This window comes from Candidatus Poriferisocius sp., from assembly GCF_965204015.1.
In the GTDB taxonomy this organism is placed as follows: domain Bacteria; phylum Actinomycetota; class Acidimicrobiia; order Acidimicrobiales; family Bin134; genus Poriferisocius.
This window is the reverse complement of record NZ_OZ241965.1, coordinates 3,286,324-3,301,039: the sequence shown is the minus strand read 5'-3', so window position 1 is coordinate 3,301,039 and position 14,716 is coordinate 3,286,324. Positions and strand designations below refer to the sequence as shown.

Below are 14,716 nucleotides of genomic sequence, written 5' to 3'. Positions count from 1 at the left end.
CTGCTCCCCTGCTCTGGTGCTCACCCGTTCCACCCGGCTCGGGGCAGTTGCTTCTCCTTGTCGATGAAGGGCAGAAACTCCACTGTCGCGTCGTGCAGTTCGCCGTCATGGTCCTGCAACTGAACCCCTTTGCCCGTCCACTCGTCCCCGGGCAACGGCCGGTCGAAGCGCACGTAGCCGACTCCCTCGTCCCGCGTGGGCGACCATGTGCCGATGGTTATGTGCCCTGCCGGAGCGCTCTCAAAATGAACGGCCATAAAGGTCTCTGGCGTTGCGGTCGGGCAAGCCAGTCCAAGCAGTAGCTGGCTGCGGTCGGCGGTCTCCAACGCGGCCCGGCCGATGAAGTCTCCCTTGTCGAAGTTGACAAAGTGTCCAAGGCCGGCGCTGAACGGGGTCATATCTGGCTCGATGTCGCTGCCGTTGTCCAAGATGCCAGCCTCGACTCGGCGAATTCCCATCGACGAGGATGTGCTGAACTCCATGCCGAATTGCTCACCGCTCACGAACAAGTGATCCCACAGGGCATCGTGGTCGGTGGGCTCTGGGCCGCTGTTGCTGTAGATCTCGATCCCCACTTCACCGGTCCATCCAGTGCGAGACACCCACAGCGTTTGGCCGCCGATATCGAAGAACCCGGCCCGGAAGTACTTGAAGTCGGCTGACAACCCGCCGCCGATGGCGGCATTCAGCACATGGAGCGACTTCGGCCCCTGGATCTGGAGCACCTGTGACTTTGGATCGGACACTTCGGCATCTAGCCCGATGGCGGCGGCCTTGAGCCAACTCACGAACTCGCCGTTGGCCTTGACATACCAGTAGCGATCCGCCTCCACCCGCATGACCACGCCGTCCATGACGATTGTGCCGTCCTCATTGCAGGCGAGGGCATAGCGGCATCGCCCCACTCCGAGTGTCTCCGCTTGGCACACAAGAACTCGCTCCAGCACCCGGACGGCGTCAGGGCCAACAATCTCGACCGGCTGCTCCGGAACGTCGTACAGCAGGACGCCATTGCGCAACTTCCAATAGTTGGGAACGGGATCCTCTTCGTGGGACGCCTTCAGCGGATACAGGCGACCGCAGTACAAGCCGAAGATCGTTGACTCAGTGGTATACCGATCAGCAAACGGCGACAGATATTGCCGATAAGAACTGAACTCAACCGTCTCAAACGCCTCGATGTAGTAGTGCCTCTCCCCCGCCATAGAGGCCACAACCTACAACCATTACCATCTGCTCGTGAATGCCCATCGCAGCGCGGAAGGAACTGATTTGAGCCCGCGTTTGGAGCTGGTCCTTGGCGACATCACTGCTGAGGACGTCGATGCAATCGTCAATGCAGCCAACCACACGCTGTTGGGGGGTGGTGGGGTGGATGGGGCGATTCATCGGGCGGCGGGGCCGGAGTTGGTGGAGTATTGCCGCACCTTGGGTGGGTGTGAGACGGGGCAGGCGAAGGTCACGCCGGGGTTCAACTTGACGGCTCGATGGGTCATTCACACTGTCGGTCCGGTATGGCACGGCGGTGGGCACAATGAGCCGGAGCTGCTGGCTTCCTGCTACCGGGAGTCACTGGCCCGGGCAGACGAGGTCGGGGCGGAGACTGTCGCCTTCCCGGCCATCTCTACTGGTGTCTTCGGGTACCCGATCGACGCCGCGGTCGCCATCGCGGTGGAGACTCTCCGCGCCACTACCACTCAGGTGAACGAAGTCCGCCTCGTTGCCTTCAACCAGGAAACCGTGGACGCCTACCAGAGCATTCTCGATCTCGACACCAGCGCTGATCCCTAAGATCTTCCCCCGGTCAGGCTTTGCGCTGGCTGTAGTCGCCGAAGGGGCCGTCGCGTTGGGCCACTGCGGCGGGGACACCCTCGGTCATGGCCGTCTCGATGAAGGCCAGTGCTTCGGGGGTGTTGCGCATCGCCCCGTCGAGAATCGATCCGAGCACCTGGGAATTGCGCAGCCCCATCCCCTCGTAGGCCTGATTGACGACCAGCTTCATAGCGGCCAGTTGAGACGACGGGATGCTCGATAACTGTTCGGCCAACTCCTGTACTGCCCCATCGAGTTGGTCGGCCGGAACTGCCTGGTTGATGAGCTCCACCCGAGCTGCTTCGGTTCCACTGAGCGGTTTTCCGGTGAGCGCATATTCCTTCGCCTTGGCCAGACCTAGGCGGTAAATCCACATCGCAGAGAGGTAGCAGCCCCACATCCGGGAATAGGGCGTGCCGATCTGCGCGTCCTCTGCCGCGATAACAAGGTCGGCTGAAAGGGCCATGTCGGAACCGCCGCCCACACACCACCCGTGCACCTGGGCAATGGTCGGCTTCGGGCTCGACCAGAGTCCCATGAAGTTGGGAACGGGGGCATCCCATCGATTGGTGACCCCGATGGCATCTCGTCCTGGATCCCAAGCCCGGCCCTCGCCCCGCACTGCGGCGATATCGCCGTCGGCTCCGAAATCGAACCCGGCACAAAACGCCCGCCCAGCCCCACGCAGCACAATCACCTTCACATCAGGATCGCGGTTGGCCTGGGCGACGTAATGGTCGAGTTGCGTCCACATGGGCTTGACAATGGCGTTCAGATAGTCGGGTCGATTCAAGGTAATCGTCGCAATCGACCCAGACGTGTCGTACAAGATGTAGTCGTCGCTCATAGGACACCAATCTAACGGGGCCATGGCGCAAGCAGGTCAGGGCAGGTGGCGGTCCCATTCGAAGGGGACGACTGTGTGGAAGGGCGCGGCCAACAGGGGCTTCACCGAGCCATCAGCCCATCGATCCTCCAATGCCGGCTGGATCCGGTGGGCGACATCGATTGGATCCTCGTCGGCGAAGCAGAAGCTGACCTGCTTCACACCCTCGTCGCTCGAAGTGAGGGATCCGAACCAGGCCCGCCTCTCGATCTCGTTTGAATCAGCGGCTGCCCACCACACGCCGGCAATTCCGTCAATCTCAACCAGATGGTCAGGCGCGGTGGCTCCAAGTTCGATGAGCAGATACAGCCCGCGTGCGGGACGCCAAGGAAGGACATCGGCACCAGCTACCGCACTCGGTGCTGCCGCCTTGCCCTGTAACAGATAGAGATCCGCTTCCACCGCGGGCAGCCGGTGCTGCATCCGTCCTGCGCTGAAGAGCTCCTCTCCCAGTCCATAAAACGCATCCATTGGGGTTTGGTCGACAAACAGGTACACCATGACGTGATCGGTGGCCTCATACCGGGCGTCGGCCGCGACTCGGATCGATCGACATTCTGGCGTGGACACGAACCGCATCGATCCGCGGAGTCCGTGCAACCGATGCTGCTCAGGTCGATGGTCGAGACTGTGCCACTCCAGATACTCGGCATCGCGTCCGTCGGGATGGCGGGCCGACAGCGATACGAATACCGCAGTCACATCGCTGTCCCCCATAGCCAGGACACCGGGCAGCTGATCCGACGGCACTCCAGCAAGCGCCGGCCCCTGATCAGGCATCGAACATCACGGGAATCTCCATAACGCCCCGCTCGTAAAATCCCAGCGGACGGGGCGGATCGGCATCAGGATCAAGCCTCAGGTTCGGCAACCGGTCAAGCAGCGCTCCGATTCCGATTGTCATCTCGGCGCGGGCGACGTGCATACCCAGGCAGACGTGGGGGCCGCTGCCGAAAGCCAGCGAGGGCTTGAGCGGCCGGTAGATGTCGTACTCGTCGGGCCGGTCCCAGCGCGACGGATCGCGATTGGCCGCTCCGAGGTTGATGTGCAGGATCGAGCCCCTGGGGATATGGGTGCCGTGGAAGTCAATGTCCTCGGCCACCCATCGGGCAAAAGCGGGATCGGTCGGCATCCACCGCAACGACTCCTCGATGGCTGGCTTGAGCAGGCTGCGGTCGTCTCGGACCGCGGCGAGGACTTCGGGCCGCTGGAGCAGCGCGGCCAGCGTGATCCCCATCTGCTTCCAGGTGGTGCCCGATCCAGCCGCCAGCAGCAGGGTCGCGAATGAGTAGATCTCATCGTCAGACAGGCGATGGATCTCGCCGTCTTCGTCGGTGTACTCCGCCTCGACCAGCACGCTGATCAGATCATCGGCCGGCTGGTTGCGCCGGGCCTCGACGATCGGCACCAAGAACTCAATCATCTTTTGGGGGTCGGACACCGTCTCCCGCACGTCGAGCGCCTGGTGGACAGGGATCCCGAAACTCCCAGTGATCGTGATAACCGGAATCGGGGCGCAGAAGTCGACGTTGAGCTCGGCCCTGCCCTCTTCCAGGATCGCGTCAACTAGAGCATCGACGGTGGCCTGCATCCAATTGGTGATCCACCACTGGGCTTTGGCCGGTACGAACGAGGGCTGCACCAGTGACCGGTATCGCCGGTGCTCTGCGCCGCCCATCGTCAACAGGCTCGACTCGTAACCTCGCAAACCACCCTCATACTCAGGGTCAACCGCGGTGGCCGACGAGGCGAACACCACGTCATCGCGGTATGCCTCATCGCACGCCGCCCAAGAAAAGGCGGTGAAGTGCGGCCACTCGGGAAACGGGAGGCCGTGGAAGAAGAGATCGTCTTCGATTCCGTTTAGTTCGTGGGGCGTCCCTGGATGCACCGCCGCCTGTTCTCGCAGATCGTGCCAGATGGGATAGGGGTCGTCGGTGTAGTTGCCACCGGTGAACATCACGATGCTGTTCCGCAGATCGAACAGCTCCCGCATCCGCTCTCGGTCCAAGCCAGGTCGTTCGCTCATCGGGCCTCCATGAACAGCAGGATCAACATGTCAGGCCTTCTGGTCGACAATCAGTCGGAGGGCTCGGGTAGGACAGCCCTGAACCGCGTTTTGAATGGACTCAAGATCGTCCGTGGGGGAATCAATCACCACCGCCTTGGCCTCGTCATCGTGGACGAATGTGCCCGCGGCGTACACCAGGCACACCCCGCTGCCGATGCACGTCTCGCGGTCTACCTCAATCGTCCAGCTCACCACGTCATCCTCCAGCAACGGTATAGACCACCGCACCCCCGTAGTGGGGAGAAGAATGACATGCCAGTGCGGTCTCCACGCTGCGCTGGCGGTTTCCGGCCCGCCCCGAGAGTTGGAGGTAGCACTCGAGCATCTGCGGCACGCCGTGCATTCGCCCGTTGCCCAGCGCGCCCCCGCCCGACAGGGCCGGGATCGCTCCAGCGCGGTCGCTGTCGATGCCTCCGTCGGCTACGAGTTGGTGCGCCTCGCCTTCCTCGCAGTAGCCGAGCACCTCATCGGGAACCGGAAGCGGCCGCCCCTGGATGCTCACATCTCCGATCAGCTACGGCAATGAGGCCGCGCCAGCTCCCTCATCCGCCGAAAGACGTCCACCCCCAATTGGTCCCACACGTGGAGCAGGTCGACGAGCACCCAGTTCTCGCGGATCGACCGCCGGCCCGTGGCCGGATCGGATTCCAGCCGCCAAAAATCAAGGCTGCGCATGGTGATCTCCTGGCCGGTGGGAGCGATGCCAAGCCAGCCGTCACCGGTGACTGTCATCGCCATTCCCGGCCAGGCAGTGACCCCGACATAGTCGTTGTCGCCGAAGAAGTGGCTCACACTGCTGAAATCAACGCGACGATCGGGCATGGCGGCCAGGAACGGGACCTGGTGCCAGTTGCGGAAACCATCTACTCCTCTTCCCGTCCCGATACCGGCGGGGCCGTACCAGCTGAACTTTGGGTGCCACCAGTGATCGAGACGCATCACCTGCTCAGACTCAGTGGGATGGCGACCCATGTCGGTCAGCATGCCCGTCACCCAATCGACGCTAGCCCGCGAGTCCGCCGCATCCCTCGGACCGCGGTGAACGCCATCTTGGGTCGCCGGACCAGGCACCTGCCACACCCGACCGAGGCTGGGCCCCATCGGCCACACACCAGCCTGCATCATCAGCTCTGGGATGTCCCACAGCGCCTGCATCTCGACCACGCGCCCGTCAACCAGGTGGAAGAACTCGTGATAGCGCATCGCAGCCTGATGTCCGCTCGGGGGTATATCCAGGAACGGTCCCAACCATGTGCCGGTGTAATGGCCGCAACAGCCAACCCAGTTGTCGCCTTGGTCGTCATCGCCAGCCATCACGATGAAGTCGCGGCGCTCAACATCGGGCATGGCCGAGGCCAATGCAATGAGGACCTCGTCCCACAGCGCTTCAGGACCGTCGAGATCCTCGAACGGAAACGCCAGATGGATCCGCGCATCAGCCGCAAAGGTCTTCGACAAAGCGGTCTGCACTCCCCCGTCGACCCAGTGATACATCGCCTGGCGCAGCGGCGCGAGCGCAGCCCTGTTGTCGTCGTGAATGGTCAACTGATGCTCCTCGTCGTATATGCCCCGTCCCCCGCCCCCGTACGGGGCGGCGCCTCATGGACACCGCCCCGCAGGAGGGGGAATTGGTGTTGCCCGTTAGGACAACATTGCCAGGCTCAGAGCAAACCCTGCTCTGCGGCCTCGGCGAGGTAAGCCTCTTCAGCTGCAGCCAACGCCTCTTCGACAGGAGTGCCGTCGAGGATGGTGACCAGAGCCTCACCCAACTTGGCTCGGGCGATGCCCGCCGCCGGGTGGGTGAGGTCGGCACCTCGGCCGTTCACCAGGCTGGCCTCAGCGGCGGCAGCGTCGCGCGGGCCGTCGGGGTGGCTCACACCTGTGCGGGTAACCAGGCCGAACTGAGCCGCAGCCTCTTGGCTCTCCAAGTCGGTGGCGGCCAGCATGGCCAGGAAGATTGCCTCGACCCTGTCCTCTGGGGTGTTGGCCGGAATCATCCAGCCATCGATGTAGGCCGGAGCGGCCAGGGTTGCCCCGCCGGTACCGAGCGCGGGGGCGAACTGGATTTCTCCCACCACGGTCGAAGCCTCGGGATCGTCCATCGCGCCAGCCCGCGAGGCCCAGGTGTGGCCCAGGATGGCCTCACCGGTCTGGAACGCGGCCTGCACGTCATCGGTGCTGTAAGAGCCGGATGCGTCGGGCGCGCACTCTTGCCACATGCGCTGCAAGAGGGTGGCGGCCTCGATGCCCTCGGGGCTGTTGAAGTTCGGCTGACCGGTCACCGGGTCAATCGACGTCTGGCCGAAAGATCCAAGAACGCTGTCGAATTCGATCTGCCAGGCCCAGCCAGCAGAGAGCATGTACAAGAAGCCGATGTCGTAGCCGGAGTCAATGATGGCGGCACACGTCTCGAATGCCTCGTCGAAGGTTGTCGGCACATCGAGTCCGAGATCGGCGAGAGCCGGCTCGTTGTAGAAGACGTGCATGGTGTTGGACACCATGGGTATGGCGTAGATGTTGCCATCGAGCGACGCCATCTCCCAGAACGCATCATCGATCTGGCCGAGGTTGTACTCGTCCCGATACTTGTCCACGAGGTCGTTCAGCGGCCGAATGAAGCCCTGATTGGCCAACTCGCTGATAAAGGCGTTGGAACCCTGATACAACTCGAAGCTGGGCGAACCAGACGCCGCATCCTGAGTCATGGCGTTGCGAGCTTCGACAGAGTCGAGGAACTGGTAGTTGAACGAATAGTTGCCCTCTTCGCAGTCTTCGAGTTCGTCGGCGTACTGCGTAATGATCGGGAACTCCCAGCCCATGGCATCGATCTCGATCGATTCGCTCGGATCCGGGATGGCGCACTCGTCAGAGATCAGCATGACCTCGGCTTCAGGCTCGGGTGCCGGTGCCTCTGCCTCAGGCTCATCCTCGGGCTCCGGGGCTGGCGCCGGCTCATCCTCGGGTGCCGGCTCCTGTTCCGGCTCCGGCTCAGGTGCCGGTGCTTGCTCCTCGGTGCCGCTGTCACCAGTTGCGGCGCCAGCACCGTCATCGTCATCGTCGTTGCCACAGGCCGCGACAATCAGGGTGAAAGCAAGGATGATGGCGAAGATCCGCCACCACCTGCGTTGCTGTATGTACATGGGTCTTACCCCTCCTTGGTTGTTGTTCTACGTAGGTAGATCGTGGGCCAGCTCATTGCGGCGGCCTTCCGAGAAGCGCCAGCGGAGCCAAGTAGCCCGCGGCGTCGTGACCCCAGCCAATTGCCTCAGCCGCGGTCACGATCTCTGGATCCCATTCGATGACAACTCGCTGGTCGCCACTGCAGACCACAAGCGCAACTGCATCAGTAGGGCCGGTGTTCTTGAGATTCCTCCAGGCAGAGGCGGGAATCGAGACCACCGAGCCTTCGGCCGGTTGGGCGCTGATCGCGTCACCACCTCGATTGACTTCGATCTCCCAATGGCCTTCGCCGGTGAACAAGACCTGGCTGTGATGGTGACGGTGGACTCCGGTGCTCGATCCGGGAGCAACCCGCAGCCATTCCACCGAGAAGCCATGGGGTGCGCTGATTGGTGTTCTGTGGCGCCGGTCCTCGGTCAAGCCATACCCGATAACTGGCGCCAGCGCGCTGGTACAACCCGCCATCACGCTTGAGAGCAGCGCATTGTCTGACCACTGGAGGTCTTCCAGCGCCACGGTTCGGGCGGCGAGCTCATCATCGCTATAGGTGTCCACCCCGACCAGCAGTTCGGCGTCCAGCGGAACGACGACGTCTTCGGGAGGCGCTCCGTTGGCGGCGTCTAGCAGCGAATGGTCTGGCCGCAGGTACAAGCCCGTCTTGGCCGCCTCCCGGAGTACATCCGGCGCCCAGATGATGCCTCCAGTGTCATCCCCTCCAAGCACGGTGAACAGCCAGCCATCATCGGCGCCGATGTTCTCGAAACCGCGGAACACCCAGTTCGGAGCAGAGAACACGGTTCCGGCCCCGATCTCCAACTGCTGTTCTGCGTGCTGTCCAATGTTCACTCGCCAGCGGCCTCGGGTGCAGACGAGCACCTCGGCGGTGAAGTGGAGGTGCTGGTTGTTGACAACCCCATGGCCCATGCTCGCGGCACCGATCTGGAAGCCGTGGGACTCGGCGAGGTTGATGGTCTGATCTTCGTTCTGCGATACCCCCGGCCCGATGAACGAATAGCTGGCCTTGCCCGCAGATCGTGGGAGCCGCACATCCACGAAAGCCTCGGTATCAGCCACGAAATCAGTCGGCTGGATTACCCGTCGGGCAAAATCGTCGGGGTCGACGACCATATCTCCTTTGGGAGGCGTGCTCATATGACTCCCATGGGTCGGCGACGGTCGGGCATGGTGGCCGCGCCGATCTTCATGTCCTGTCACCGCCGTAACGGTTGACCCTCGGACGGCTCCGCACCTCAGCAGAGGATTTCTCCTCCGGCCTGGCCCCCACGGACCGAGACATTATGAATACGTATACATACTGTCAAACCGCAGCAATTTCCAAGGTTTTCTTACCCGGTATGCAGGAGTATCTGCTTCCAAATGGCGGTTTCGTCGTAGAGTACGTATTCGCGCCGCAGCCCCCGGGGACCAAACTCGGCGTGGCTCAGGCCCATGACGTGAACTGGCGACCCAGTCGGGGCTCCGAATGCTCCCCAACCATCGTGAGCGCCGTGGAGCGACCACCGCAACGCAGCCCGAGGAGCCATTCCCTTATCGCTTCGTCCGATCCGATGGTGGATGCGGAAGTCCGCATCGGGAAATGCGCTGCGCAACCCCAGCCAGAACGCATCAGCGTCGCCCCACCCGTGACCGGTCTGCCCACCAGGCAATTCGAGATGGGCGGCTCGATCGTAGACCTCGGGAATCACCGCCAAACGGCCATTCATGATCTGCTCCAAAGCCTCGGCGTACTGGGCGCCGGCCTCGTGGTCGTTGCCGGTCCCCTGGTAGAGGGCTTCTTGGTCGATTGCCGGGCTGAAGGGTTGTTTTGCCCTTGAAATTCCACCTTCGTTGGCAATCTGATCGGCCGCGAATCGCTTGGGATCCAAACCCAGTTGGCGGACGATCGCTCCTTGGTCTCGGATGAGCCACTCGTCGTAGACCTGATTTTCCCGACAGGCGCAGTCGGCGATGATGCGATAGCCCAAACGGGTACCACTCGCCGGTCCGTAGGCTCCCTCGCCGAGGTGGGTTGCCGTGGAGAAGATGCGGTGGGACGACAGGAACCCGCGGTCCTCATCCCCGCTCCAGATGACGTCCTCGCCGAGCAGCTGTCGGTCGGGAAATTCAGCGAGGGTGGCCAAGGTGGCACCTATGACCCCTTCATTGCCGATGACCACCCCATCGGGTGAGCGGACCGTGATCTTGGGCGCGTAATAGCGGTGGAGGGCATCAACGCCGCGATCCTCCCAGATCTCCTTGGTGATCCCGAGGATGTAGTCCGGCAAGTCGATGAACTTGGGGTCGAATCCCTTCACTGTCGCTCCGGCCTTGCTGATGAAACTGTTGGGAGGTTATGAATACGTCGTCAAACTGTCAACGTCGGAGTACGAAATGACAATGATTGAGGCTGTCGGCCACACTCCCGCCGCACTGGGAGAGTGCCCGGTGTGGAGCGACCGCGAGCGGGCGCTTTATTGGGCTGACATCGACGGACGGGCCATCCACCGGCTTGATCCCGAGACAGGGGTCACTGTCTCGAGAACGCTTCCGGGTCGGCCGGGGTCATTCGTCCTCACCACCGATCCCGACCGGCTTTTGGTGGCGTGCGAGCACGAGTTGGTGGTCCTCGATTGGCCGACGAATGAGATCACGAGTTGGTGTGAAATTGAAGAAGCAGGTACGGGAAATCGGTTCAACGACGGTCGCTGTGACCCGGTAGGGCGATACGTCGTTGGCTCGATGTATGCCGACACCTCCGCAGGAAGAACCACGGGAGCGCTCTACCAGGTTGAACCCAAGGGAAAATGGGCGACGTTGCGCTCCGATATCGGTGTCACCAACGGATTGGCATTCGACCAAGAGAGACGGCGGATGTACTTCGCCGACACTCCAACCAACTGTGTCTTGGCATTCGACTACGACCTCGACACTGGCCAGGCAACGAACGAGCGGCTATTTCTCGACTACTCGAGTTTGCCGGGCAAGCCTGACGGAGCTTGCGTTGATGCCGACGGCTGCTACTGGTCAGCGTCGGTGTACGGATGGGCGGTGATTCGGGTGACCCCGGATGGGAGGGTCGACCGCCGCATCGAGCTCCCATTGCATAAACCGTCGATGCCAGCCTTCGGAGGCTCCGACCTGTCAACGCTGTATGTCACCACCATCGGAGCAGGCGGCACCGACCCCTCGGAACCAGGTCGAGATGGATTTCAGCCGGGCGAATTACTAGCCATCAATGCCGGAGTCCAAGGCCGACCCGAACCGATCTTCCCCCTGGCCGACACGTAGCCCTCGCCCCAGGGGGCGGTTTACTCAGGCCACTCGATGTTGTAGTCGTCGAACCAGAACCGGGCCTCGCGGATCGCGTTGGGTTCGGTCCGCAGGCTGAGATCCTGGTTGAGCTGCTCGGGGGTAGGGCCGATCTGGCTGGCGATCTGGCTCAATCCATCAATATCGAGGTTGTAGCAGCGCACGGCGTTGAGCCCGAGCAACAAGCGGGTCTCCTCCACGGGGATCTGCTGGAAGTCGGTCTCCAAGCGCTCGATGGTGTTGGGCCAGCTCCCCTCGGGATGGGGATAGTCGGTGCCCCACATAAGCGCATCCACGCCGTTGACGTAGCGCCGCCGCAGCTCCACCTTGCTCATGGTGGAAGCGCCGATGAACACGTTGGTGCCGACGTACTCCGAAGGCAGGCGCTGGATGAGGCCCTTTGTCTGTGAGCTCATCTTCTTGACCTTCCAGTTGCGCCCGCCGAACATGGCATCGGCCTTGAACAGCAGGTCGCCCAGCCACCATGAGCCGCACTCCACCGGCGCATAGCGGAGGCCCGGATGGCGGTCGAAGGCCCCAGAGAAGAGGAGCTGCCACAGGGGCCGGTGGGTCCAGAACGCCACCTCGAGCATGTACTGGGCCATGTTCTCGTTGTAAGACGGCCTATCGGCCTCGCCCGAATGAGTGTGCACGACCAGTCCGGCCTCGGCACAGGCTGCCCATACGGGGTCGTAGCTCTCGTGACCGTATGACGGATGCTCATGCCACATGGTCGGGATCATGATGCCCTTCACGCCGGGCTTGCCGGCCAGCGCCTCGATCTCGTTCACCGACTCCTCGATACCGTGGGTGATCGGCACCAAGGCCACCCCTCCGCGGCGAGGCGGGTTGGTGGCGCAGAACTCCTCGAGCCAGCGGTTGTGGGCTCGGGCACCGGCCCAGGCCTGACGGGAGTCGGTGATCTGCCCGGCTGATAGACCGGCCCCGAACGGCGGAGCCTCCATCCCAGTGACGGCGTCGCCGTCGGCGAAGATGATCTCGCCGGCCACTCCGTCGGCATCAAGGGTCTTGTCGCGGATCTCGGGGTCGTAGGCGCCCTTCAACCCGATCTCGTTCTCGCGTTCCCACTGCTCGACATATTCGCCGTTGATCTCCTCGACCATGGCCCGGTGCTGGTGGCGGGTGACCAGCCACTCGTCGAACTCGGGGTGGAGCGACGATTCGAGGTACTCGCGATAGTCCTCGACGAACAATCCAGCGTGGGTGTCGGATGAGACGATTATGTAAGGGGCGTTGCTCTGGTCAACGCCGGCGACGGGGTTGGGCATTGGACGGCTCCCTCTCGAATTTCGGCTGAGTGCACCAGCTAGAGCGCTGATCACACTGTACTGTCACACCGGCGACGATTCGCCAATGGCACGCTCAAGGAGGGCACATGACGCAGATCCTCGCGCAGTACTGCATCAACGTCGAAGACATGGACCGGGCCCTGGGGTTCTGGGTGGATGTGTGCGAGCTCGAGCTCCAGCACCGCCTCGAGATTCCCGGCGCGCTTGAGGCCGTGATCCAGTCGCCTCACGGCGGGTCACGCCTCCAGTTGGCCCAGCACCTCGACAACGAGGGCCCTATCGACATGGGCACCGCCATGTGGAAGATCTACATCAACACATCGGACTGCCATCGGCTCTATCAGCGCGCCATGGACGCCGGCTGCGAGTCGGTCATGGAGCCCACCCATCTCGACCGATGGCCGGTGATCATGGCCTACGTGAAGGACTTCGACGGCTACCTCATCGAGTTTGTCGAGCACAAGGAAGGCACCCGTCCCGGCATCCCCGATCCGAAGAAGGTCTGACCGACCGCCCACCGATACGGTCTACCAATACAGGCAGCCAGTACAGGAGTGAGGTGGGCGCGGAGGGACTCGAACCCCCGGCCTCTTCCTTGTAAGGGAAGCGCTCTTGCCATCTGAGCTACGCGCCCGGTGCGACGGCCAGATTAGACCGGAGACGGAGATCCTCCCGCACCAATAGCGGCGGGATCGTCGGCGCCGAATGTGCGCCGCTGGGCCAAGACCTCGGCAAGCAGCGGCGGGGTGGCGGCCACCACCGGGTAGCGCCGCTCGGCGAGATCGTCGGGCAGGAGTTCTCGCCCCCAGGCCTCGCCCATGGCCACTCCGGCCTCGGCACACACCAATGCGGCGCCCAGATAGTCCCAGGTGGAGTGGCCCTCATTGGTGCAGTCGATGTAGGCGTCGAGAACCCCCTCGGCCACCGCACACATGTCCAGGGCAATGGACCCCAGCACCCGATATTGCCTCCAGCCCAGGTGGCGGGGGGGAATGTAGGTGAGCCCTACTGTGGCCTCCCCCAGAGATTTCTGACCCGAGGGCCCCGATCCCCGGCGGGGTTCGCCTTCGGTGGGAGGGGCCAGCGGGCGACCGTCCACGGTGGCCCCTCGGCCTCGAACGGCTCGGTAGGCCTTGTTGCTCACCAGGTTGAGCACCAGCGCAGCCACCAGCCCCTCGGAGTCGACCGCGCAGAAGCTGGTGGAGTACCACGGCAAGCCACGCGCCGCGTTGGTGGAGCCGTCCACCGGGTCGAGCACCACCACAAGCTCCCGGTCGGCATCGTGCAATCCCGATTCCTCGCTGTACACCCCGAAGCCGGCCTCGGCCAGCACCTCTCGGGCCGCTTCATCGGCAGCCACGTCGAATCTGTACTGACCCTCCCGGTCGCCGGTCATCTTCCAGCCGTCTTTTCGGGCGACCGCCTCGGCCACCCCGGTGGCTGCCCGGTCGAATACCGCCAGAATCTCGTCGCCGTCCACCGGATGACGCTAACCGCTAATGGATAGCCAACACGGTTAATTTCGTGGCAGTGTGGGGTTCTTGGCTGTCGTCGATATCGCTACCTTCATCGCCGATCTCAAGGACCATGCCGTTGATCACGGCTTCCATGTCCACGATGATCGCCATTTCGTGGAGACCTACTCCATGCGCCAGGCCTGGGAGATTGATCTGCACCCGGCGGTGGCCTGCGGTGGCCCGCTCGACGTGCACATCGCCCTCGAAGTGGATCCCCGGGTGATGCTGAGCTTTGAGGACCATGTGATGGAACTGCCCGAGGGTGTGGAGCCCACCGAGGACTTCAAGCTTCCCATGGTGGTGTCGTGGAGCCTGCCGCCGCTGCCCGACGGCCCCGATCTGCTGCTTTTGGCCACCGACCTGGCCGGTATCGGCGGCATGGACCTGCCGCTGGACGTGTCGGCCATCGATGCCTACGCCGCGGTCACCGACGCCCCGGAACGGAGCATCTCCATTACAGCCCGGGTGGAGGTTTCGATCACCGGCATGTTCACCGGCCAGGAGTGCCTTGGCGGCGTCATGCCCAAGGTGGCCGAGATCAGCGAGTTCCTGCTCGACCGGGCCCCCGCCTGGCTGGGAGAGATCTGAGAACTGCCTGACCACAGGTAACCTCGCCGCGAACTCCTTGCGA

Annotated in this window: 15 protein-coding genes, 1 tRNA gene and 1 pseudogene; 4 read left to right on the top strand and 13 right to left on the bottom strand. The window is 63.1% G+C overall.

The window, feature by feature from the left end; all coding sequences use genetic code 11:
* Positions 1–20: 20 nt before the first annotated feature.
* Complete coding sequence (locus tag ACOGJC_RS14870) at positions 21–1,205, bottom strand: aminomethyltransferase family protein (RefSeq protein ID WP_419845774.1); 1,185 nt, start codon at positions 1,203–1,205, stop codon at positions 21–23.
* Positions 1,206–1,272: 67 nt separating this feature from the next.
* Here ACOGJC_RS14870 and ACOGJC_RS14865 point away from each other — a divergent pair, with 67 nt between their 5' ends.
* Positions 1,273–1,791 (top strand): O-acetyl-ADP-ribose deacetylase, encoded by a 519-nt coding sequence (locus ACOGJC_RS14865; RefSeq protein ID WP_419845773.1) that lies wholly within the window; start codon positions 1,273–1,275, stop codon positions 1,789–1,791.
* Positions 1,792–1,804: 13 nt separating this feature from the next.
* On the opposite strand, the gene ACOGJC_RS14860 is transcribed toward ACOGJC_RS14865, so the two are convergent.
* From ACOGJC_RS14860 to ACOGJC_RS14820, 9 genes and pseudogenes are all read right to left on the bottom strand, one after another.
* Positions 1,805–2,659, bottom strand: coding sequence for a crotonase/enoyl-CoA hydratase family protein (locus ACOGJC_RS14860; RefSeq protein WP_419845772.1), 855 nt, complete (start codon positions 2,657–2,659; stop codon positions 1,805–1,807).
* A gap of 36 nt (positions 2,660–2,695) precedes the next feature.
* The gene (locus ACOGJC_RS14855) at positions 2,696–3,478 is read right to left on the bottom strand and encodes a hypothetical protein (RefSeq protein WP_419845771.1); all 783 of its coding nucleotides are present in this window, start codon (positions 3,476–3,478) and stop codon (positions 2,696–2,698) included.
* Positions 3,471–4,727, bottom strand: coding sequence for a cytochrome P450 (locus tag ACOGJC_RS14850; protein WP_419845770.1), 1,257 nt, complete (start codon positions 4,725–4,727; stop codon positions 3,471–3,473). Before ACOGJC_RS14850 ends, ACOGJC_RS14855 begins: the two co-directional genes overlap by 8 nt.
* Positions 4,728–4,757: 30 nt before the next feature.
* Positions 4,758–4,961: a ferredoxin gene (locus tag ACOGJC_RS14845; RefSeq protein WP_419845769.1), complete on the bottom strand. Its 204-nt coding sequence runs from the start codon at positions 4,959–4,961 to the stop codon at positions 4,758–4,760.
* Positions 4,962–4,965: 4 nt separating this feature from the next.
* Positions 4,966–5,235, bottom strand: a pseudogene (locus ACOGJC_RS14840) (thiolase C-terminal domain-containing protein); the annotation flags it as partial.
* Positions 5,236–5,279: 44 nt separating this feature from the next.
* Positions 5,280–6,314: an ester cyclase gene (locus tag ACOGJC_RS14835; RefSeq protein ID WP_419845768.1), complete on the bottom strand. Its 1,035-nt coding sequence runs from the start codon at positions 6,312–6,314 to the stop codon at positions 5,280–5,282.
* Positions 6,315–6,430: 116 nt separating this feature from the next.
* Positions 6,431–7,909, bottom strand: a complete 1,479-nt coding sequence (locus ACOGJC_RS14830; RefSeq protein ID WP_419845767.1) for an ABC transporter substrate-binding protein — start codon at positions 7,907–7,909, stop codon at positions 6,431–6,433.
* A 52-nt stretch (positions 7,910–7,961) separates the two neighbouring features.
* Positions 7,962–9,101 (bottom strand): cupin domain-containing protein, encoded by a 1,140-nt coding sequence (locus tag ACOGJC_RS14825; RefSeq protein ID WP_419845766.1) that lies wholly within the window; start codon positions 9,099–9,101, stop codon positions 7,962–7,964.
* A gap of 194 nt (positions 9,102–9,295) precedes the next feature.
* Positions 9,296–10,264, bottom strand: coding sequence for an ester cyclase (locus tag ACOGJC_RS14820; protein WP_419845765.1), 969 nt, complete (start codon positions 10,262–10,264; stop codon positions 9,296–9,298).
* An 82-nt stretch (positions 10,265–10,346) separates the two neighbouring features.
* Between ACOGJC_RS14820 and ACOGJC_RS14815 the strand changes: the two genes are divergently transcribed.
* Entirely contained in the window at positions 10,347–11,237 is an 891-nt protein-coding gene (locus ACOGJC_RS14815; protein WP_419845764.1) for an SMP-30/gluconolactonase/LRE family protein, read from the top strand.
* Positions 11,238–11,257: 20 nt separating this feature from the next.
* Here ACOGJC_RS14815 and ACOGJC_RS14810 read toward each other — a convergent pair whose 3' ends face one another.
* Positions 11,258–12,547 (bottom strand): amidohydrolase family protein, encoded by a 1,290-nt coding sequence (locus ACOGJC_RS14810; protein ID WP_419845763.1) that lies wholly within the window; start codon positions 12,545–12,547, stop codon positions 11,258–11,260.
* A 107-nt stretch (positions 12,548–12,654) separates the two neighbouring features.
* Here ACOGJC_RS14810 and ACOGJC_RS14805 point away from each other — a divergent pair, with 107 nt between their 5' ends.
* Positions 12,655–13,074, top strand: a complete 420-nt coding sequence (locus ACOGJC_RS14805; RefSeq protein WP_419845762.1) for a VOC family protein — start codon at positions 12,655–12,657, stop codon at positions 13,072–13,074.
* Between the two features lie 54 nt (positions 13,075–13,128).
* Here ACOGJC_RS14805 and ACOGJC_RS14800 read toward each other — a convergent pair.
* Both ACOGJC_RS14800 and ACOGJC_RS14795 read right to left on the bottom strand, forming a co-directional pair.
* A tRNA-Val gene (locus ACOGJC_RS14800) sits at positions 13,129–13,202 on the bottom strand.
* A 15-nt stretch (positions 13,203–13,217) separates the two neighbouring features.
* On the bottom strand, positions 13,218–14,048 hold the full coding sequence (locus tag ACOGJC_RS14795; protein WP_419845761.1) for an inositol monophosphatase family protein: 831 nt from the start codon (positions 14,046–14,048) through the stop codon (positions 13,218–13,220).
* A 61-nt stretch (positions 14,049–14,109) separates the two neighbouring features.
* Here ACOGJC_RS14795 and ACOGJC_RS14790 point away from each other — a divergent pair, with 61 nt between their 5' ends.
* Positions 14,110–14,673: a hypothetical protein gene (locus ACOGJC_RS14790; RefSeq protein ID WP_419845760.1), complete on the top strand. Its 564-nt coding sequence runs from the start codon at positions 14,110–14,112 to the stop codon at positions 14,671–14,673.
* Positions 14,674–14,716: the final 43 nt, after the last annotated feature.